Origin of the sequence: Paenibacillus ilasis (genome assembly GCF_043195395.1) — a bacterium.
GTDB lineage: Bacteria > Bacillota > Bacilli > Paenibacillales > Paenibacillaceae > Paenibacillus_AQ > Paenibacillus_AQ lautus.
In genome coordinates this window covers 44,071-65,177 of record NZ_JBHDJG010000002.1, presented here as the reverse complement: position 1 = coordinate 65,177, position 21,107 = coordinate 44,071, and the positions used below count along the sequence as shown (strand labels likewise).

Genomic DNA, 21,107 nt, shown 5'->3' with positions numbered 1-21,107 from the left:
TTTTGATTCCAGGCCGTAGGGCCTATATGTTTTCATTATTCTTTCCGTACGCACGCCGCTACACTAAGAAACACACCGAACAAGAGAGCACATGAACCCGCAAGCAGCAGTAATTCACTGCCTTGGACAACGTAAGCAAGAAAAATAAAACCGATGCCAACGAGTGCACTGTGAATACTCAATAACAGCAGATGCAGCGCGCTTTTCCTGAAGAAGTTCAGAAGCAATACCGCTCCAACACCAGCCACGATTCCCGCAATAACCAACAAGCCCATCACATCGCTCAAGCCGCTTTCTCCTTTTCTGATTAAACGCATAGAAACCTCGTTTATGTCATTTGCGTCCTTCCCTTATATATAACAACGAGACGGGCCCCAAAGTTGTGGTTCAATTCGTATAAATCGGCCAATTTTTCCTATTCCGGGTCTTAGGACCTATTCTTCACAAACAAAAAAAGAGCCTGCCCCCAATGGGACAGACTTTTTTATTACAAAAATATGAAAATGTAAGCTATCATTAACGACCGCTCTTCAGCTCGGACCACTGACGATCATAGATTGAGAGCGAGTCACCGACATTATCGAGCCACTCGGTACGGCCCAGCTCTTCATCTGTCAGGTTGATCATCGTATTGGTGCGGTATTCCTCGCTATGGAATTCCATCGCCTTGGTGTTCGGATTGCTGTATCCGATGAATTCATAGTTTTTGGCGCTGACCTCAGGCTCCATCATGAAGTTGATGAATTTCTCGGCCAGCTCTTTATTCTTGGCACCCTTAGGAATCGCGTAGTTATCAGAGAAGATGGTAGCCCCTTCTTCTGGCACGACATACGCCACATCCGGATTCTCAGCTGCAATAAAGGCCGCATCTCCGGACCAGACCGTAGCAATCCAGCCTTCTTCTTGGATCATCTTCTGCTTGATATTATCCGTATCAAACGCGAGCACATTGGGCAGCAAGGTCTTCAGGTCATCCGTACCTGCGGTGATTTCCGCTTCATCCGTACTGCTGTTGGATTTCCCCTGCTTCTTCAGCGCCATGCCGATCATTTCGCGGTTGTCGTCCAGAAGCAGGACTTTCCCCTTGTATTCCGGGTTCCAGAGGTCTTCCCAGCTGTTGATCTCGTCCTTAACATACTTCTTGTTATATGCAATTCCCGTTACACCGGACGTGTAGACAATCGAATATTTATTGCCCGGGTCATAAGAAGGATCTTTGAAAGTATCCGTAAGATTGACGAAGTTCGGGATATTATTCATATCAAGCGGCTCAAGCAGCTCCGATTCAATCATCGTTGTCACCATATAATCGGACGGCTGAATGAGGTCATATCCACTGCCGCCAGCCTTGATTTTAGCCAGCAGGTCTTCATTGTTTGCGTAATTGTCGTAGGTTACCTTCACGTCGAACTTCTCTTCAAAGTCCTTCAGCACCTCGGGATCAAAGTTATCCGCCCAGCTGTAAATGTGAAGCGTCTCCTTATCCGAGCCGCAGCCGGCCAGCAGTCCTACAGACAATACCGCAACCATGCCTGCCGTCAGCAGGCGGGTCCATCTTGATTTTTTCAATTCAATATCTCCTCTCTTTCCGGTTCCATGTTTTATTTCGAAAAAAGCGTTTCTATCGCTTAAATCGGTAATGTTTTATGTTTCTTTTCCCCGCTGCCGCGGTTAAGAATATATTGCGCTAACAGAATCAGCGTGATGCTGACCAGAATGAGCAGCGTACACAGCGCGTTAATCTCTGGCGAGATACCGCGCTTCACCTGAGCGTAAATATAGATCGGCAGCGTCGTTGAGCTTGGACCGGCGACAAAAAAGCTGACCATAAAGTCATCTAATGACAGCGTAAAAGCAATCAAGGCGCCGGAGATAATGCCCGGTGCAATCTGCGGCAGCGTGACGTACCGGAACGTCTGCCAAGGCGTAGCTCCCAAATCCTGCGCCGCTTCACCGAGCTGTTTGCCCATTCCAGACAATCTGGCCGTAACTACAACATATACATAAGACATACTGAAGGTGATATGGGCTATAATCACGGTCGTTTTACCGAGCGGCATATTAAGTTGACTGAACAAAACCAGCAGCGACAGCCCCATAATGATATCCGGGATAATGACCGGCAGATACAGCAGCCCATTCATGCCGCTGCGACCTCTGCGCCCCATACTCCGAAGCGAGAGCGCCGCTGCGGTTCCGAGCAGGGTGGAAACGATCGTCGATATGACCGCCACCGTCAAACTGTTCATCAGCGCTTCCATCACGTGCCGGTTCTCGAACAGCGACACATACCAATCCAACGTAAATCCTTCCCAGTTGCCGCTAAGCCGCGTGTTGTTAAAGGAATAGATGATGATCATGATGATCGGTACATAGATGAAAGCCATCATAAGGAAAGAGTGAATCCCGAGCAGCGGGTGATTCTTCTTCTTCACTTATCTCCCCTCCCCTACGCGTTGATGGCGGGCTTGCATCGCCCGGTTAAAGAGCAGGATCAGCACGAGGGACGTAATCACAAAGATCACCGACAACGCCGCACCAAAGGGCCAGTTACGCGCACCCAGGAACTGCTGCTGAATAATATTACTGATCATGGAGGACTTCGCGCCTCCCAAAATATCCGTAACTACAAACATCCCGGAAGTCGAGACATACACCAGAACCGCTCCCGTCATGATGCCGGATTTACTTTGCGGGAAGGTAATGTGCCGGAATGCCTTCCATCTGGAAGCGCCCAGATCGCTGGCCGCATCCAGCAGACGCTTGTCCATCTGCTCCAGAGCCACGTAAATCGGCAGCACCATGAAGGGGATGAAGTTATAGACCATGCCGAGAAGTACGGCGCCATACGTATACAGCATCTGAATCGGCTCGTCGATCCATCCCATCCACAGCAGCAGACTGTTCACCACGCCTTGCGTCCGGAGCAGGAGAACCCAAGCATAGGTCCGGATCAGAAAGTTAATCCAGAACGGGACCGTGATCAGAATTAATCCCCAGGTTTGGATACGCGGGGAAGCGTTGGCTATATAATAGGCCAAAGGATAGCTGACTAACAAGCAAATCACCGTAGTCAGCAGCGACAATACCAGGGTATCCCAGTAAATTCCCAAATATAAAGGGTCAAAAAAGGTTTTATAGCCTTCGAGACTAAAGGAAAAAACGATATTCCCCAGCGAATCCCGGGAGAGCAGGGAGATGCCGACCACAATCAGCATCGGAACGATCAGGAACAGGGATAACCACAGCAGCACCGGAGTCAACAGGAACCTTGATTTCCTCATGGCCCGATGATCACCTCATCTTTGGTGTTCCAGTTCACCCCGACCCGTTCACCAACCTCCCAAGGATGGTCATCCGAGATATCCAGGGCAATCGTGACCTTCATCGGTTCATCATCCAATTGGACCAGCAGCTTATGAACACTGCCGAGGTACTGCACATCCTCGATCACGCCGCTCTTCCTGGCACCCGATTCCCGCTGCGGAATAAGTTTCTCCGGCCTTACGGCAAAAAGACCCTCTGGCGAGGAGAAGACGTTATTCTCCCCAACAAACGTGGCGGCAAACAGCGTTTGCGGTTTCGCATAGATCTCGCGCGGCGTGCCGATTTGCTCTACCCGTCCGTGGTTCATGATGACGATCCGGTCGGAGAGCATCATGGCTTCCTCTTGGTCGTGGGTTACATATACAAACGTAATCCCGAGCGTCCGCTGCAAATGCTTGAGCTCGGACTGCAGGTTCTTCCGTAGCTGCAAATCCAGCGCGCCAAGCGGTTCATCCAGCAGCAGCACCTTCGGTTTGTTGGCGATGGCGCGGGCGATGGCCACGCGCTGCTGCTGTCCGCCGGACAGTTGGTGCGGGAATCGTTCCCGCAGGGGGGTCAGCTGCGTCATGGCAACGGCCTCGTCCACCCGCTCCTTGATAAGCTGACGCGGCATTTTTTTCATTTTCAACCCAAAAGCGATATTGTCTTCTACGGTCATATGCGGAAACAGAGCATAGTGTTGGAATACCAGATTCAAGTCCCGCTTGTTCGCAGGCATTTCCGTCACATTCTGACCCGCCAGCCAGACCTGTCCTTTGGTCGGCTGTTCGAATCCTGCTATCATTCGGAGAATCGTCGTTTTGCCGCAGCCGCTGGGGCCCAGCAAAGTCAGGAATTCCCCTTCTTTAATGGAGAGCGACAGCGGATGCACGACCGCTTGTCCCTGAAAATGCTTCTCGATCTGGACAAGTTCAATCACATGCATCAACCCCTTCTTCAAAATGTGACCTAATCCATGTGTACATTCCTGCTAACCAGTATGCACAAAAACGTTCCCCACTAAGAAGAAACGGTCATACTGCCTATCGTGCTCAGGTTGGCAGAATCCGTTTCTTAAGGGTGGAAGCGTCTAGAAGTCTCTACTAAGAAAAAAAAGCCATATCCATGGGTATGGCTTTAACGTTTAACATAAAGTTCAGTTTTTCGCATATTCACTATACCTCGTTTTCCCCCTATACACAACACTTTTCTGCGTATTTCGACAGGGGAAGGCACGGATATGGGACCGGATTATGGTATTTCATTTTCCGAATTAGGGATGCACAAAAAACCGTTCACCCGGAAAGACCAGGATGAACGGTTTTCAGTATTCTTAGTCGAAAACAGCTGCTATTTCAGCTCATATTGCACGTACAGCTGCGTCGAGATTTTGATTTCGCCCGGCTTCACGGATGTGTTGGCGCCCGCGTCCGCTGCAGTAGACTGTGCTTCCATCGCCATTTTTTCGAGGCCATAGATGTTATCTACACCAACTGAACCTTCCACAATGTTTAGCACGATACCCAGCTGGCGCTTGGAGGCCTTTGCCATAGCTTGGGCTTTCAGGTCCGCATTCGCCATGGCTTTATCTATCACTTGAGCTTCGAAGGCATCACGGTTCTCGACCGAGAAACGGGCGTTGCCAATGGAATTAGCGCCGGCATCGGACGCTGCATCAAGCAGATCGCCCACTTTGCTCAAGTCGCGAAGGGTGACTTCCAGGGAATGATAGGCGCTGTAATTCTTCACTTTACGTCCATTATCATCGGAATACGTATAGTTAGGTTGGACATAGAACTGTTCGGTTTTAATATCCTTGTCATCAATCTTCCATGTTTCTTTCAACAGCTTCGTAATCTTATCCATTTTCTGTGCATTACTCTTCTGTGCGGATTTTGCGGTTTCCGCATATGATTCAGCCCCGATGGAAAGATATACGATATCTGGCTTCACCGAGATCTCGCCTTTACCGAGTACGGTAAGAAGGTTTTGCTGTGCCGCCTCCGCCGCATGCACCTCGGTTGCCCCGCTCAACCCTACTAAAGCCGTACTTCCAGTCAACAGTGCACCTGCAATCATGATGGAACCTACTTGTTTGACCCATCTTTTCATTATTGTCAGCCTCCTTCAATATTGGCATCGCTGCCATGCTTGCCTTACCCTTCTAACGTGGGGGCATTGGTAAATGTTGCATCCGGAACGGAGCGTTTTAAAATTTTTCTTCAACTTATTTTAATACGCCCCTGTTAATTGGTATATCTAGGCATGATTGGTTGATTAGCAAAATAAGATACCCAATGAAGAAGGCAGTAACTGTTTAATAAGGAAGCCTTAATGGGTAACTAACTTACATCGGTGTTTAAAAAGAGGAGGTCACTATGAAATCATTCCGGATGTTATACGCGTTCATGTCACTGCTGCTACTCATGGCAGCGGGCATGCCATACGGGGCGGCAAGCGCCGCGGCAGAGCCAGCCTCCGGTAAAACCTATCAGATCGGAACGGACATTACGTTTGCCCCGTTTGAATTCCAGGATGCAAGCGGCAAATTTGTCGGTATCGACATGGATCTGCTGGATGCGATCGCGAAAGATCAGAACTTCAAATATGAGATCAAGCCGCTCGGCTTCAATGCGGCAGTTCAAGCGCTGGAAGCCAACCAGGTGGACGGAGTCATTGCCGGCATGAGCATCACGGAAGAGCGGATGCAAAAATTCGACTTCTCCGATCCTTATTTTGACTCAGGTGTGGTCATGGCCATTCGCAAGGATCAGGAGTCCATCAAAGGGTATGAGGATTTAAAAGGAAAAAAAGTCGCCGTCAAAACCGGTACGGAGGGCTACAGCTTTGCTGAATCCATATCCTCCAAGTACGGATTCACCATCGTGCCTTTTGACGATTCGGCCCAGATGTATGACGATGTCAGGACCGGCAATTCCGTTGCCTGTTTTGACGACTTCCCCGTATTGGCTTATGGAGTCGAACAGAACAACGGCCTGAAGATCGTCACGGAAATGGAGCCCGGCGCCTCCTACGGATTTGCCGTCGGCAAGGGACGGAACCAGGAGCTTCTGGAGAAATTCAATGCCGGCTTGATCAACCTGAAGGCAAGCGGAGAGTATGAACGTATTAAGGCAAAATACATTGGCGAAAATGCGGTAGGTGCGGCGAGTCAAAGCCGCTGGGAGCTGGTCGTGGAGTCGCTGCCCTCGTTGCTGAAGGGCCTTGGCAATACGCTGCTGCTGACCATCGTATCGCTGTTCTTTGCGTTTTTCTTAGGATTAATATTCGGTTTTATGAAGGTCGGACGCAATAAATGGCTCCGAGGGATCGCCACCGTATTCGTGGACATTTTCCGCGGCATACCGCTGCTGGTCCTAGCCTTCTTCATCTACTTCGGTATTCCGCAGGCGCTCGGATTCACGATGTCGCCGATCGTGGCAGCGGTCCTGACACTTAGCCTGAATGCCGGCGCTTATGTCACGGAAATTATTCGCGGCGGTATCCAATCCATTGACCCTGGACAGCTGGAGGCTGCCCGTTCACTCGGTCTGCCATACCGCAAAGCCATGATGAAAATCATCATTCCCCAAGCGATTAAGGTTATGATTCCGACCTTTATTAACCAGCTCGTGATCACGCTCAAGGATACGTCGATCCTGTCGGTAATCGGTCTGGTCGAACTGACCCAATCCGGGAAAATCATCATCGCAAGAACATTCGCTTCGTTTGATATCTGGCTCGTGGTGGCCATCATGTATCTGGTCGTGATCACAATTCTGACCAAAATTTCGGGCCGTCTGGAAGGGAAGGTGCGTCATGGATAAAATCCGCGTAGAAGGACTGAAGAAGAACTTTGGCACGAACGAGGTGCTGAAGGGCATCAACATGCAGGTCCAGGAAGGCGAGGTTGTTTGTGTCATCGGACCTTCGGGCTCCGGCAAAAGCACCTTCCTGCGCTGCATCAATCGACTGGAGGACATTACGGCAGGCAGGGTGTTCGTGCATGACAAGGATATCAATGACCCTAAAACAGACATCAACAAGGCACGGGAGAATATCGGGATGGTGTTCCAGCACTTTAATCTGTTTCCTCACTTCAACGTGCTGAAGAACATTACATTTGCCCCGGTGGAGCTGGGCAAGCAGAACGCGTCCGAGGCGCGTGCCACGGGGCTAAAGCTGCTGGAGCAAGTAGGCCTCTCCGATAAGGCGGAGGCCTTCCCAAGCCAGCTTTCAGGCGGTCAGAAGCAGCGTGTGGCGATCGCCCGGGCGCTGGCGATGAATCCGGACATCATGCTGTTTGACGAGCCGACTTCAGCACTGGACCCGGAGATGGTCGGCGAAGTGCTCGGCGTCATGAAGGATCTGGCACGCGAAGGCATGACGATGATGATCGTCACGCATGAGATGGGCTTTGCCCGCGAGGTTGCGGACCGGGTGATCTTTATGGATGGCGGGTATATCGTAGAGGAAGGCCCGCCGGAGGAAGTATTCGGCCAACCGAAGCATGAGCGTACGATCAGCTTTTTGGAGAAGGTGCTGTAATCATGCAGCTAACCTATCTTTAACAAGCTGCTCCCTGTGCTCACTGCTCCCTGTGCGGGCTGCTCCCTGTGCGCACTGCTCCTGTGCGCACTGCTCCCTGTGCTCACTGCTCCCTGTGCGCACTGCTCCTTGTGCGGGCTGCTCCCTGTGCTCACTGCTCCCTGTGCTCACTGCTCCCTGTGCGGGCTGCTCCCTGTGCTCACTGCTCCCTGTGCGGGCTGCTCCCTGTGCGGGCTGCTCCCTGTGCTCACAGCTCCCTGTGCGGGCTGCTCCCTGTGCTCACTGCTCTCTGTGCGGGCTTGCTCCCTGTGCTCACAGCACCCTGTGCGCACTGCTCCCTGTGCGCACTGCTCCCTGTGCGCACTGCTCCCTGTGCGCACGGTGTGTGGTCCGGAGCAGGCTTGGAGCGCTGTCGACTAGATTCATGCAGTAACCAGTGACCCTTCCGGCTAGCCCGTTAGGGTGAGACTAACATACGGATAGTAATGGCATGTGCATTAAAATTAGAGTCGACTGCGGTGGTCGTACGGTGGCTGCACGCTGCTTTAGTGGAGCTAACGGACCGAGAGTACCTTATTTGAGGGAAAATGGCGGTTTTCCGGAAACTTCCGGACCAAGGATCCGTTATTCCTTCCAAAAGGCGGCATTTACCTAAACAAACCCTAAAATAACGGATCTGGAGTCCGTTATTTTAGAATACGGCGCTTAATTCGGCAAATAAGGTCATTGGTGTCCGCTAAATTCGCGACCGTCTTAGCTAATTCACCTGCTTTAACCCGACTCGGTGAGTTTGTCCATATCGCATCACGCACAGCTCAAACAGGAGTAGGAGCGATCATAGCCCTTACTCCTGTTCTATGGACATATCCGGTTCAAGTTGTTCCAGATATGGCGGGTAAGCAGCCATATCCTCACACCTTAGTTCTAAATCTGCTTGGGAACATCCCCGAAACAGTCCTAATCCTCTATACCTTCCCGCCTTCCTGGAGGAGAGTCACACGATCAGCGTCCTTTTTATGTCAGCTCCCCACGCACTTCATTAAACCGATCTATTCTTCATATCCAACCCCATCTAATCTTCATATTCGAATCTTCATATCCAACTTCATGTCCATGTCACATCTTCACGTACAATTTTAATGTCAAACCTTCACTGCTCAATCAATGCTTCGTATCCAGAGATCGCTTGTAAGGCACCATCACGGTAAAAACAGATCCCTTTCCTAGCTCGGATTGGACCGTTATCTTCCCCTGATGAATATCGACGATCCGCTTCACGATGGATAATCCCAGCCCACTGCCGCCAGCGGCGCGATTGCGAGATTTATCGGCTTTGTAGAAGCGTTCGAATATATGCAGCTGATCCGACTCCGACATCCCGACTCCCGTATCCGTTATCGTAACTTCGGCCCCGTCTTCCCCTGCTTTCAGCACAATCGTGATCATGCCGTCTTCGGGCGTGAATTTGATGCTGTTGTGCAGCAAATTGGTCCACACTTGACTCAGCAGATCCTCCGTGGCCTCAATCTCTACCTCAGCGAGGTCCAGATCCACCTGAATCCGCTTCGCCAGCCATTGCGGTTCATTCGCCAACACGACCGCACGCAGCTGCCCGTCGAGCCGGTAACGCGCCCTTTCGAATGCCGGCTGCTCTCCTTCCAGGGATGACAGCTTTAACAGATTGTCACTCAGCTGCGACAAGCGGCGGCTCTCTCCTTCGATAATCTCCAGGTAACGGGCTCTCTTCTCCTCCGTGAGGCGGGGATTTCGGAGCGCCCTTGCAAACCCCCGAATCGAAGTAAGCGGGGATTGGATTTCATGGGACACATTAGAGATGAAATCCTGACGCATAGTCTCCATCCGCCCCAATTCACCGGCCATGTCGTTAATGCCGCTCGCGATCATCTTGAACTCCCCGCGCCATTCATTTTCGTTCATCTTTACATTGAAGTCCCCCTGCGATATCCGCCGCATGGCATCCGTAATGGAATTCAGCATGGCCATTTGCCGGTGCTTGAAAAACATGCCCACGACCAGCATGCACAGGAAGAAGATGATCACGCCGACAAACAAGTCGATCAGCTGGATGACATAATCCCATGGCGGGGTTCCCGTCCAGGTGTAAACAAACCGAGTCACATAGGTCGCCGCTGTCCATGACGCTCCCAAGACCGCGAAGACCAAGATCGTCTGAAGTGTTTCTCGAACGATCTTCCACAAGATTTTGGGCGTTTTTTTCATCAGCCCTCACCTGCTTCCAGGCGATATCCCAGCCCGCGCACCGTTCGAATCCTGAACCGGTACTTCTCCTCTGGGAATCGCTCCCGCAGCCGATTCACGTGAACGTCCAGCGTGCGTTCGTTCCCTTCAAAGTCATAACCCCAAATATCCTCGATCAGCCGGTCGCGCGGCAACGTGCTCCCCGGGTAACTGGCCAGCTTGAAGAGCAGCTCGAACTCCTTCAGCGGCAGGGTAAAGACCTCATCGCCCGCCTTGACCTCATAGGTTCTGCGGTTCATCTGCAGCTTGCCGATGGTCACCGTCTGGGATGCGGCTACCTGATACCGCTTCAGCAGCGCTTTGACGCGAACGACGAGCTCCGCAGGCTCGAAGGGCTTCACCAGATAATCGTCGGTACCCAGCTCAAAGCCCTTTACGATCTGTCTCGTTTCTCCTTTGGCCGTCAGCATCAGCACCGGAATACCGGTGTTCTTCCGGATCTCCCGGCATAACTCCCATCCGTCCATATTCGGCATCATGATATCCATCACGACCAGATCGACGGATGTCTGATCCATGACGGATAAGGCCTCGACGCCGTCCGAGGCTTCGAACACCCCTTCCATCCCCGCTTCCTCCAGGAACACCTTTATGAGTTCGCGGATATTCGGGTCGTCGTCCACTACCAATATTTTTGCCATGGTGGCCATCCCTTCTTCCCCAGCATCTTCTAGGCGCCCTTAGGCTCGACCGTTTCATTCATCTGCAGCTGCTGCACGGCAAACTCTCTATACATATCATGCTGCTCAATCAATTCATCATGCGTTCCCCGTCCGGTTACCGTTCCTTTTTCAATGAAAATAATTTGATCCGCTCCTACAACCGTGGATAATCGGTGCGCAATAATAATTGTTGTCCGTCCAGCCATCAGGTTCTTAAGCGCCTTCTGCACTTCAATCTCGGAACGGCTGTCCAGGCTGGAGGTGGCTTCGTCCAGCATCAGAATCTTCGGATCCCGCAGCAGGGCTCTGGCGATGGCAATCCGCTGCCGCTGGCCCCCGGAGAGCTTCACGCCCCGTTCACCCACATCCGTATCAAAACCATGAGGCAGCTCGTCGATAAATCCATCGGCGTAGGCCATTTCTGCCGCTCTTCGGATCTCCCCAGCGCTCACTTCCCGGTCCATCCCATAACATAAGTTGTCACGGATGGTTCCTGCGATCATGGGACTATCCTGTGAGACATAGCCGATCAATCCGCGCCATGAGCGTAAAGAGAACGTATCAATCGCCGTTTTGCCCAATCGGATCTGTCCTTTTTGCGGAAGGTAAAAACGCTCCAGCATGGAGAACAGCGTCGTTTTACCGCCGCCACTCGGGCCCACCACTGCCGTGACCGTGCCCGGCTCCATCTGAAAGCTGATATCATGCAGTACCAGCTCATCCGGCTTGTAACCAAACGAAAGATTCTTGATGGACACCCGCTGATTCGCGTTCACCACATCGCTACCTGCCGAAATGGACTCTTCCTCTGCATCCAGGGTTTCCAATATTCGCTCCGTTGCTCCTTTGGCCTTCTGAAACTGGGTAAAAAACGTCGTCAACTGCGTCATCGGCATCACGATCTGAATCAGATACAGAATAAACGCTACCAGCTCGCCAGCGGTCAGTGCCCCTGTCGATACCTGAAGACCGCCATACCCGATGACAACCACCAGCAGCATCATCAGCACGAAGGACATCAGCGGAGCGATCCAGGCGGATACCACGCCTTCCTTGATCCCGAAATTCAGCAGATTGGTGATACCTTTATGTCCATTCTCATACTCTCTGTCCTCAGCGTTAGAAGCTTTAACCAGGCGAATCTCCGACAGCACCTGACTGATATTCGCCGTAAATGTCGCCGTCTCGTCTTGCATGCCAAGCGATATTTTATACATTTTCTTGCCAAGCGGCACAAGGATCAGCGCTGCAATCGGAATGACGATAAACATCGTCAGCGTCATCTTCCAGTTTAAATAGAGGAGCACCCCAATGGAACCGACAATGGAGATCATCCCGCTGAAAAATCCGGCCACATGGTCCGATATGAGACTTTTGATCACGCCTGTATCATTCGTCATTCGGCTGACCGATTCCCCTGAACGGTTATGATCAAAGTAGCGGATCGGCAGCACAAGCAGCTTTTTCCACAGTCGCTCCCTAAGGGCAGCCACCATCTTCTGTCCGGTATAACTCAGCAAGAAAATCGAAACCCCGGCGGCAATCGTTTGTACCACAAACGCGATTCCAAGCCCGATGATATGGGAAGAATTCATATCCGTTAAGGAGAAGCCATCCACCAGGCTCTTCGTAAACATCGGAATGACAAGTCCGACCAGGGTTGATACCACATTCAGCAGAATGGCTCCAATCAGCAGCAGCATCGGAGGTTTCGTTTCTTTCAACAGCCGGAAGAAGGCCTGCGAACCTGCTTTGCTGCTGCCGGCCGGCTTTTCCTGCGCTATTTCCTGTATAGAAGTATGATCCGTTTCTCTCATCGTTTCCTCTTCCCTTCCATCCCTGTTTATTGTCTGTAAGGAAAGAATAGTTCAACAAGTTAAACTGAAGTTAAACGAAGTCTTACTTTTGGGAAAACAACCTAAAACAACCCCACAAAGTGGAGCCTATGCTGCGATGCTTGTTCCAAATGCTTAGCGGGGACCCAAAAAACTTATGAATTCTAATATGTTGAAAAAAGGGCGGATAGCTCCGCCCCTTCTCGAAATCTATTCTTATGTACGCGAAAAACAAGCGAGAATCACAGCAACAAGAACTTGATAGCAAAAAAAGCCTTGCAGTAACAAGACTTTTCTTAAACTTCAATCACGGATACCCTTATTGGTTCTCGAGTTCCTCTTTGCTCACCAAGTTCACGAGTGAAGTAACCGCTTGCTCCGCGTCGGCTCCCTCAGCACTAATGTAAACTTCCGTACCAGAGCTGATCGCAAGGCTCATAATTCCCATGATACTTTTGGCATTTACTTTTTTATCATCTTTTTCAACGAAGATTTCAGATGAGTATTTATTCGCTTCCTGAACGAACAGCGCGGCCGGTCTGGCGTGAAGACCCGTCTTTAACCGAACGACTACCGGGTGCTTTGTCATGAAAATTACCCCCTATCTAATAAATCTGCTGCATTGAAAGCGCGATTGACATTTTATAATATTATACCATTTTACCATACAGGACACTAGAAGAAAAAATTCTTACCCATTCCGAATCTTTTCGGCCAATTCATCGATTTTGCGCAGACGGTGATTGACGCCGGATTTGCTGACGGTTCCTTTAAGCAGCTCGCCGACTTCCTTCAGATTCATGTCCGGATGAGCCAGCCGAATTTCCGCCACTTCCCGCAGTTTATCGGGCAAATTCTCAAGACCCATTTCCCTTTGGAGCAGCTTGATGTTCTCGATCTGCCGGACGGCCGCGCCGATCGTTTTGTTCAGGTTGGCGGTCTCGCAGTTGACGATCCGGTTTACCGAGTTGCGCATATCCCGCATAATCCGGACATCCTCGAACTTGAACAATGCCTGGTGGGCACCGATCAGATTGAGGAATTCGATAATTTTCTCGCCTTCCTTAATGTAGAAGATAAAGCCTTTTTTCCGCTCGATGCAACGTGCGTTCAGATGAAATTCATTCGCCAGGTCCACCAGGGACTGGCAGTGCTCTTCATACATTGAGGCAATTTCCAAATGGTACGAAGATCCCTCCGGATTATTCACTGAACCGCCAGCCATAAAGGCACCGCGCAAATAGGCGCGTTTACAGCAATTTTTGCGAACGATTTGTTTATCAATCCGCGATTGAAACAGAAAGCCTTCGGAAACGATGCGCAGTTCTTTAAGTATCTCCTGAACCTGAGCGGGAATACGAACGATATATACGTTATTCTTCTTCAAACGCATTTTTTTACGCACCAAAAGTTCAGTATGCGCCTGGAAATGCCTCTTAATTAAGGAATAAATACGTCTTGCAATCGCGGCATTTTCCGTTGAAATATCCAGGATTACCTTTTTGTTCGAAAGCTGAACAGAACCGTTCATCCGAATGAGCGCGGACAGCTCGGCTTTTTCACAGCAGTTCTGGCTTTCGATCATTGTCAGTTCTTTCTTCGTCTGTGCCGCAAAGGACAAGGTACTCACCCCTTTCGTGTAATCCAATCCTGTACCAGCTGAAAAATATGGTTGCTCAGCTTGTCAGCGTCATGCCTTAAGTATGTTCTAAATAGCACAAGCTTATCTGCAATGAGTTTGTACCCTCTGCTGGTCACCTCATCACGATCCAGGAACACGGGCTTTGCCCCCTTCTGGGCATACTTATCCTGAACCTGAGGCGGGATTTCTCCATCATTTACAATAACATAATCAAACAGATGAAGACCAATATGGTCGTAAACGGCCTGCAAATGATCGCTTACCGTATAATTATCGGTTTCTCCAGGCTGCGTCATCACATTGCACACGAACATTTTGATCGCCTCAGAGGATACGATGGCTTCAGCAAGCTTGGGAACAAGCAAATTGGGCAAAATACTGGTATACAGGCTTCCCGGACCGATCAAAATCGCATCGGCCTGCTGAATCGCCTCCAGCGCCTCCGGCAGCGGCTCGACATGCTCCGGCTCCAGGAAGATCCGCTTAATGCGCTGTCCAGCCTCCGGGATTTTGGATTCACCGGTCACAATGGAACCGTCCTCCATCTCCGCATGCAAAATAACAGCTTCACCCGCCGCGGGCAGCACCTGTCCACGAACAACAAAAACCCGGCTCATCTCCTTGACTGCCGTGACAAAATCACCGTGCAAATCCGTCATGGCAGCCAAGATTAAATTGCCGAGGCTGTGCCCGGCCAGTCCCGAGCCATTCTTAAAACGGTATTTCAATATATCGGATAACAGCGGCTCCACATCGGCAAGCGCTGTAAGTACATTTCGAATATCTCCCGGGGGCGGCATCTGCAATTCGCTACGCAGTATGCCGGAGCTTCCCCCATCATCAGCGACGGTAACGATGGCCGTAATATCGAGCGGCTTTTCCTTGAGTCCCCGCAGCATAACGGACAGCCCGGTTCCTCCACCCATCACCACGATGCGGGGACGCTTTCTAGCTTGCACAGCCACATTTATCACTTCCCTTAATTAATGCCGATCCCGATCAGAATCACGGTGACTCACCGATACCGTCTCCGTTTCGCTAACGCCCAGCATTTTGCCAAGGTATTCCGCTATCGCAACGGAGCGGTGCTTCCCGCCGGTACAGCCAATGCCGATAATAACCTGGCTTTTGCCTTCCTTCCGATACTGCGGGATCAAGAAATGCAGCATATCGAGCAGTTTGGTCAGAAAAGCCTGCGTCTCCGGCCATTTCATCACGTATTCATATACATCACTGTTCTGGCCGGTATTGGGGCGCAGCTGCTCAACATAGTGCGGGTTGGGCAGAAAGCGCACATCAAACACCAGATCAGCGTCAATCGGAATACCGTATTTAAACCCAAAGGATGTGATATTTACCGATAACGTGCTGCTCTCCAGATGTGTGAAGCGTGAGATAATCTTCTCCTTCAATCGTACAGGCTTCATATTGCTGGTGTCGATCACCTGAGTGGCCGAATTCTTCAGCTCATCCAACATTTTGCGCTCCAACCTTATTCCGTCAAGCGGCATGCCTTCCGGAGCGAGCGGATGGCGACGGCGGCTTTCCTTGTAACGTTGAACAAGCACGGAATCCGTTGCATCCAGGAACAGAATCTCGCAGTGGATGGTGAAGTGGTCCTTGATGTAACTCAGAGACTCTGATAGAGCCGTGAAAAATTCGCGGCCACGCAGGTCGATGACCAATGCAACCTTGCCGATCTTACCCTTGGATTGATCGATCAGCTCCGCGAATTTGGGAATGAGCACCGGAGGCAGATTATCGACGCAAAAAAATCCAAGATCCTCCAGACTTTGTACGGCCAAGGTCTTACCTGCTCCCGACATCCCGGTGATGATGATCAGGGTGGCCATGGATGATGTGTTGCTGCCGCGGTTGGCTGCTTCCAGCATCAGCTTTCCCTCCCTTATAAGTTTAGATCAGACGATGTATGGTGAATAATGACTATGAACGCAAATGCAGGCCAGCAGCGCCTACAACGCCGGCATCGTTGCCAAGCTCAGCCGGAACGATGCGTACACCTCGTTGAAGCGGCTCTGGTGTCAGCTTCGCAAATACAGCACGGACTTCGTTAAACAGAATGTCGCCGGCTTTGGATACGCCGCCGCCAATAATAAAGGCTTCCGGATTCAACACAGCCGCAACGGCTGCCATGGATTTGCCCAGGTAATACGCTGCGCGATTCACGATCCGAATGGCAACTTCATCGCCGGCTTTTGCAGCATCAAACACTTCCTTCGCCGCAATGCTCTCTACATGGGCAAGGGAAGTACGGTCGCCACGCTCTACGGCATCCTTCGCCATGCGGATAATGCCGGTTGCCGACGAAACCGTCTCCAGGCAGCCCATTTCACCGCATCCGCATTGAATCGCTTCCAAGTCCGGCACAACCGAGATATGTCCAAGCTCGCCAGCCATGCCCCCGAAACCCTGATAAATCTTGCCATTAATAATAATGCCTCCGCCGACGCCGGTACCCAGCGTGTAGCATACGCAGTTCTCAACGCCGCGGCCTGAGCCGCTCCAGGCTTCACCCAATGCAGCCACATTGGCGTCGTTGTCTATTTTGACGGGCTTGCCGAGACGCTCTTCAAGCAGTGCGCGAATCGGTACATCTTTAAATCCTACATTCGGTGCCAGAATAATGATGCCTTCACGAATATTCGTAAAGCCGGCGAATCCAGCTCCCACACCAGCAAGTTGATCCCAGCTGTATGGCGATTCTTCTACAATGTGACGCACATATTTCTCAATGTTGTCAATAACCGTGTCAACGCCTTTGGCTGTTTCCGTCGGCCCCTCATACTTATGCAGAAGATGCCCTTCTTCGTTGCAAATTCCAACTTTAATTGCTGTTCCGCCCAGATCGACACCGACGTAGATGTTCTCAGACATGTTTCAAGCCACCTTTTTCCTTCTATATTATAGATTGCTCCTACTGTACCCACTATAATTGAAGGCACTCCTGCGGTCAAGAGAAGACAACGTTACGGAAAATCGTAAGCAGACCTTTAATCGCGCTTGTGTAAGCGCATACAACCTGCCTCGAAACCGCCCTTATTTGTTATAATCACCCCCCTCTAGCCTTCATCAGATCACACATGACAAATGTCACTCCGAAGTGATGACATCCTTTACTAACGGGTATCCCTTCGCTTTCGTATGATGAATTCAGATCATTTCGATGACAGAAGGAGCGATACCATGTCAAAACCAATCCATGAACCTATTGCGGAACTGCGGCAGGTAACCAAAATGTTCGGAAGCAAAAAAGCCGTCAACCAAGTGTCGTTTACGATAGAAAAAGGATCTATCACGGCCATTCTCGGGCCAAACGGAGCAGGTAAATCAACCGCCATCTCCATGATGCTCGGTCTGAAGGACGCCAGCGAAGGCGAGGTCCTCCTGTTCGGTCAAAGCCCGAAGGACTTGAAGGTCCGCGAGAAGATCGGCGCCATGCTCCAGGAAGTCAGCGTCATGGACGGGCTCCGCACACGCGAGATCATCAACCTCATTCGCGGCTATTATCCGAATCCTCTGTCGCTTGACGATATCGCCCTGCTTAGCGGGCTCACAACGGAAGAGCTTAATAAATGGGCTGTCAAAATGTCCGGCGGCCAAAAACGCAAGCTCAGCTTTGCACTGGCGATTGCGGGGAACCCCGAGCTGTTATTCTTCGATGAACCCACGGTCGGCCTGGATACATCGGCACGCCGGTTATTCTGGCAGACGGTACGCAAGCTTGCCGATCAGGGCAAAACAATTCTGTTCACCACCCATTACCTGCAAGAAGCAGACGATATGGCCGACCGCATTGTGCTATTCCACCAAGGTCAGGTTGCTGCAGACGGCACACCGGAAGCGATCAAGGCTAAGCTGACCCGAAGGTCGCTCTCCTTTATCGTCGATGCGGATCACCAGCAGGTCAAGGAGCTGCTTCATGAGGTGCCCGGCGTAACGGATGTATATGAACTGAACGGTCGGCTGAACGCCGTAACGGATAATACGGACACGGCACTAGCGGCTCTGTTCCGGGCCGGGCTGGCCGTTCGTGACATCCGCATCGATCAAGGAAGCCTGGATGAGGCATTCGACCAATTAACGATGAATCAAGGGGAGGCCGTATAATCATGACAACCTGGAAACTGATGGCCACACAGTGCAGGATGGAACTGCTCCGGATGGTACGCAATCCATATTATATTTTCTGGTCGCTTGCTATGCCGATTCTGTTCTATTTCATCTTTACACGGGTCGTGAATACGGGAGCCGACGATACCGGACAATGGCAGGCCCATTATCTCATGTCGATGGCATCCTTCAGTGTCATGGGCACCGCCATCATGTCGCTCGGCATACGCCTCGTTCAGGAACGAGTCCAGGGCTGGGCCGTATACATGCGGGTAACACCGCTTCCCGGCAGCGTGTATTTCTTTGGCAAAATGTTTGTGCAGACGGTCATGCATCTGCTCTGCATCATTGTGATTTTCGTAGCCGGCTATCTGATTAACGGCGTCTCCCTCACCTTCGGACAATGGCTGCTCAGCGGTCTGTGGATTCTGATCGCATCCGTCCCGTTTCTTGCCATCGGTACCCTGATCGGCTCCATGAAACGCGTCGATACGGCAAGCGGTGTCAGCAACGGCATCTACTTAGGGCTGGCCGTGACGGGTGGGATGTGGTTCCCAATCGAGGCGATGCCTTCTATCATGCAAGCTATCGGCAAGTGGATGCCCTCCTACCATTTCGGCGGAGGTGCCTGGTCGATCGTGCGCGGAGAAGCGCCGGGCTTGGATAATTTCATGGTTTTGGCAGGATATTTGGTAGTATTTATGTTACTATCCACCTATATTCGGAAAAAACAACAAGCCGATTAAGGGGTTAGGATGATGGCTTTATGAAAAAATTGAAAGACGCGAAATCTGCAGGGTTTGAGGTGTTTCCAACGCAATTGGGGGTTTTCCCCTATTTATGGCTCATTTATATATCCCTGCCCGTGATCAACATGATGAGCGAACAAGGATGGAAGATGGGGATCGGCTTTACGCTTATTGCCTTGTTTCTCGTCACGTACCGCCAGCTTTACTTCGCCGCCGGCACGCCTCGTTTCTTCTGGTGGCTCGGCATTCAAATGTCCATCATTTTTATCCTCTGTATGTGGTACCACCCAACCTACATGTACATGGGCTTCTTTACGGCCAATTTCATCGGCTGGTATACCGACCGGCGTAATTTCACGATCTCCCTCGTATTGTTCGGCATCATCGAGACCGTTCCTTTAATCAAAAATGCGAGCATGCTGGGCTGGAAGGATCTGGTCTTCATGATTCCTTTCTTTCTCATCATGCTATTCTCACCCTTCGGTATCCGCTCACTGAACCGGCGGCAGGAGTTGGAGAAGGAGCTCGCGCAGGCTAACGAGCAGATTCGGAATCTGATTAAAGGCGAGGAGCGGATGCGTATCGCCAGGGATCTTCATGATACCCTGGGGCATACCCTCTCCCTCATCACGTTGAAGAGCCAGCTTGTCGAGAAGCTGGCAATGAAGGATCCCGAGAAAGCCCAATTAGAGGCCCGAGAGATTCAGAACACCTCGCGCGCGGCGCTGCGCCAAGTGCGTGAGCTGGTATCCGAAATGCGGACCGCCACCTTGCCCGAGGAATTGGTAGAGGCCCAGATCATTCTGGAGAGTGCCGATATCCGGTTTATCTGCAGCGGCGATCCAAAGCTGGACGGAATATCCGACCTGGCCCACAATATTCTGAGTCTCTGCTTGCGGGAGGCCGTAACCAATGTGGTGAAGCACAGCCAGGCAAGCCAGTGCCGGATTGCCATTGAGTCGCTTGATAATGAGTGGCGTCTTGAGGTGGCTGACAATGGAGTGGGTCTTCAATGCAAGGAAGAGGATGCATCCTCCTCCAACAGTAATGGCCTGAAAGGCATGGTGGAGCGACTGTCCCTCATCGGAGGCACCGTTGAGGCCAGCTCCGACCAACAAGGCACGATATTGGACATTCGTGTTCCGATCATCATCAAGAACCGGAAGGAGGACACATCCCATGAGCATCAAAGTGCTGATCGCCGAGGATCAGCGAATGCTGCGCGGCGCTCTGGCTTCCTTGCTTGATTTTGAAGACGATATTGATGTGATTGGTCAAGCCGGCGACGGCGATGAAGCTCTATCCCTGATTGCATTGCATCAACCCGATGTATGCCTGCTGGATATCGAAATGCCTGCGCGCAGCGGTCTCGAAGTGGCAGAGGAAGTGAAGCTGCACGGTTATACCAGCCGGGTCATCATCCTGACCACGTTTGCCAGACCCGGTTATTTCGAGCGGGCCGTACAGGCGGGGGTTCAGGGATACCTGCTTAAGGACGAGCCCAGTGAACGGCTGGCGGAAGCCATCCGCCGGGTAATGGATGGACGGCGGGAGGTCTCCCCTGAGCTCGTATTCGGTACGCTTTCGGGTGCGGGTGCCAACCCGCTGACCGAACGCGAACGGGAAGTGCTGCGGTTGGCTGCAGACGGTAACAGCTCCAATGAAATTGCGTCGAAGCTCCACTTATCCTACGGGACGGTCCGCAACTATATGTCCGAGATTTTAAGCAAGCTGAATGCCAAGAACCGGATCGAGGCCATCTCGATGGCGGAAGAGAAGGGCTGGATATAGCCTCCTTGTTGCTTGATCACACACCTTCCCCTCGTCTTGAAGAGACGAGGGCTTTTTGTACTTCACAGCGCAAACAGGCCCATTCGGGTCTGTTTTTTTCTTTTTGATTGACACATCCTCCCATCCGGCATTATAGTATGTTACAAGACTAACATACCGACAG

21 protein-coding genes are annotated in these 21,107 nt (G+C 51.3%); 6 read left to right on the top strand and 15 right to left on the bottom strand.

Going from position 1 to position 21,107, the window contains the following annotated elements:
- Positions 1 to 35: 35 nt before the first annotated feature.
- The 6 genes from ACETK5_RS20575 to ACETK5_RS20550 form a co-directional block, all read right to left on the bottom strand.
- Entirely contained in the window at positions 36 to 278 is a 243-nt protein-coding gene (locus tag ACETK5_RS20575) for a hypothetical protein (RefSeq protein WP_394058316.1), read from the bottom strand.
- A gap of 238 nt (positions 279 to 516) precedes the next feature.
- Complete coding sequence (locus ACETK5_RS20570; RefSeq protein ID WP_394057546.1) at positions 517 to 1,569, bottom strand: ABC transporter substrate-binding protein; 1,053 nt, start codon at positions 1,567 to 1,569, stop codon at positions 517 to 519.
- Positions 1,570 to 1,628: 59 nt separating this feature from the next.
- Entirely contained in the window at positions 1,629 to 2,435 is an 807-nt protein-coding gene (locus tag ACETK5_RS20565) for an ABC transporter permease (protein WP_100539587.1), read from the bottom strand.
- The gene (locus tag ACETK5_RS20560; protein ID WP_100539586.1) at positions 2,436 to 3,284 is read right to left on the bottom strand and encodes an ABC transporter permease; all 849 of its coding nucleotides are present in this window, start codon (positions 3,282 to 3,284) and stop codon (positions 2,436 to 2,438) included.
- Positions 3,281 to 4,252: an ABC transporter ATP-binding protein gene (locus tag ACETK5_RS20555; RefSeq protein ID WP_100539585.1), complete on the bottom strand. Its 972-nt coding sequence runs from the start codon at positions 4,250 to 4,252 to the stop codon at positions 3,281 to 3,283. The genes ACETK5_RS20560 and ACETK5_RS20555 overlap by 4 nt, the downstream gene beginning before the upstream one ends.
- Before the next feature lie 404 nt (positions 4,253 to 4,656).
- The gene (locus ACETK5_RS20550; protein ID WP_100539584.1) at positions 4,657 to 5,418 is read right to left on the bottom strand and encodes an SIMPL domain-containing protein; all 762 of its coding nucleotides are present in this window, start codon (positions 5,416 to 5,418) and stop codon (positions 4,657 to 4,659) included.
- Between the two features lie 326 nt (positions 5,419 to 5,744).
- Between ACETK5_RS20550 and ACETK5_RS20545 the strand changes: the two genes are divergently transcribed.
- Both ACETK5_RS20545 and ACETK5_RS20540 read left to right on the top strand, forming a co-directional pair.
- Entirely contained in the window at positions 5,745 to 7,133 is a 1,389-nt protein-coding gene (locus ACETK5_RS20545) for an amino acid ABC transporter substrate-binding protein/permease (RefSeq protein WP_394058314.1), read from the top strand.
- Positions 7,126 to 7,854 (top strand): amino acid ABC transporter ATP-binding protein, encoded by a 729-nt coding sequence (locus ACETK5_RS20540; RefSeq protein WP_326111835.1) that lies wholly within the window; start codon positions 7,126 to 7,128, stop codon positions 7,852 to 7,854. The genes ACETK5_RS20545 and ACETK5_RS20540 overlap by 8 nt, the downstream gene beginning before the upstream one ends.
- On the opposite strand, the gene ACETK5_RS20535 is transcribed toward ACETK5_RS20540, so the two are convergent.
- From ACETK5_RS20535 to ACETK5_RS20495, 9 genes are all read right to left on the bottom strand, one after another.
- Positions 7,855 to 8,025 (bottom strand): hypothetical protein, encoded by a 171-nt coding sequence (locus ACETK5_RS20535; protein ID WP_394057542.1) that lies wholly within the window; start codon positions 8,023 to 8,025, stop codon positions 7,855 to 7,857. It abuts the gene before it with no gap.
- A gap of 990 nt (positions 8,026 to 9,015) precedes the next feature.
- Positions 9,016 to 10,095 carry a HAMP domain-containing sensor histidine kinase gene (locus ACETK5_RS20530; RefSeq protein ID WP_326118262.1) on the bottom strand — a complete coding sequence of 360 codons (1,080 nt, stop codon included), beginning with the start codon at positions 10,093 to 10,095 and terminating at the stop codon, positions 9,016 to 9,018.
- Positions 10,095 to 10,775: a response regulator transcription factor gene (locus tag ACETK5_RS20525; RefSeq protein WP_100539580.1), complete on the bottom strand. Its 681-nt coding sequence runs from the start codon at positions 10,773 to 10,775 to the stop codon at positions 10,095 to 10,097. Before ACETK5_RS20525 ends, ACETK5_RS20530 begins: the two co-directional genes overlap by 1 nt.
- Positions 10,776 to 10,804: 29 nt before the next feature.
- On the bottom strand, positions 10,805 to 12,613 hold the full coding sequence (locus ACETK5_RS20520) for an ABC transporter ATP-binding protein (protein ID WP_394057540.1): 1,809 nt from the start codon (positions 12,611 to 12,613) through the stop codon (positions 10,805 to 10,807).
- 337 nt (positions 12,614 to 12,950) lie between these two features.
- Positions 12,951 to 13,220: an HPr family phosphocarrier protein gene (locus ACETK5_RS20515; protein ID WP_006207570.1), complete on the bottom strand. Its 270-nt coding sequence runs from the start codon at positions 13,218 to 13,220 to the stop codon at positions 12,951 to 12,953.
- A gap of 102 nt (positions 13,221 to 13,322) precedes the next feature.
- Positions 13,323 to 14,252, bottom strand: a complete 930-nt coding sequence (gene whiA / locus ACETK5_RS20510) for a DNA-binding protein WhiA (RefSeq protein ID WP_100539578.1) — start codon at positions 14,250 to 14,252, stop codon at positions 13,323 to 13,325.
- 5 nt (positions 14,253 to 14,257) lie between these two features.
- On the bottom strand, positions 14,258 to 15,199 hold the full coding sequence (locus ACETK5_RS20505; protein WP_174819264.1) for a gluconeogenesis factor YvcK family protein: 942 nt from the start codon (positions 15,197 to 15,199) through the stop codon (positions 14,258 to 14,260).
- Positions 15,200 to 15,256: 57 nt separating this feature from the next.
- Positions 15,257 to 16,165, bottom strand: coding sequence for an RNase adapter RapZ (rapZ, locus tag ACETK5_RS20500; RefSeq protein ID WP_071219481.1), 909 nt, complete (start codon positions 16,163 to 16,165; stop codon positions 15,257 to 15,259).
- 52 nt (positions 16,166 to 16,217) lie between these two features.
- Positions 16,218 to 17,168 (bottom strand): ROK family glucokinase, encoded by a 951-nt coding sequence (locus ACETK5_RS20495; RefSeq protein ID WP_098741335.1) that lies wholly within the window; start codon positions 17,166 to 17,168, stop codon positions 16,218 to 16,220.
- Positions 17,169 to 17,477: 309 nt separating this feature from the next.
- Here ACETK5_RS20495 and ACETK5_RS20490 point away from each other — a divergent pair, with 309 nt between their 5' ends.
- Genes ACETK5_RS20490 through ACETK5_RS20475 form a run of 4 tightly spaced genes read left to right on the top strand, consistent with a single transcriptional unit; the run spans position 17,478 to position 20,944 of the window.
- Complete coding sequence (locus ACETK5_RS20490; protein ID WP_394057536.1) at positions 17,478 to 18,401, top strand: ABC transporter ATP-binding protein; 924 nt, start codon at positions 17,478 to 17,480, stop codon at positions 18,399 to 18,401.
- Between the two features lie 2 nt (positions 18,402 to 18,403).
- Positions 18,404 to 19,150 (top strand): ABC transporter permease, encoded by a 747-nt coding sequence (locus ACETK5_RS20485; RefSeq protein ID WP_100539576.1) that lies wholly within the window; start codon positions 18,404 to 18,406, stop codon positions 19,148 to 19,150.
- Positions 19,151 to 19,170: 20 nt separating this feature from the next.
- The gene (locus ACETK5_RS20480) at positions 19,171 to 20,400 is read left to right on the top strand and encodes a sensor histidine kinase (RefSeq protein ID WP_394057534.1); all 1,230 of its coding nucleotides are present in this window, start codon (positions 19,171 to 19,173) and stop codon (positions 20,398 to 20,400) included.
- Positions 20,333 to 20,944, top strand: coding sequence for a response regulator transcription factor (locus tag ACETK5_RS20475; RefSeq protein WP_326111847.1), 612 nt, complete (start codon positions 20,333 to 20,335; stop codon positions 20,942 to 20,944). Before ACETK5_RS20480 ends, ACETK5_RS20475 begins: the two co-directional genes overlap by 68 nt.
- Positions 20,945 to 21,107 lie beyond the last annotated feature (163 nt).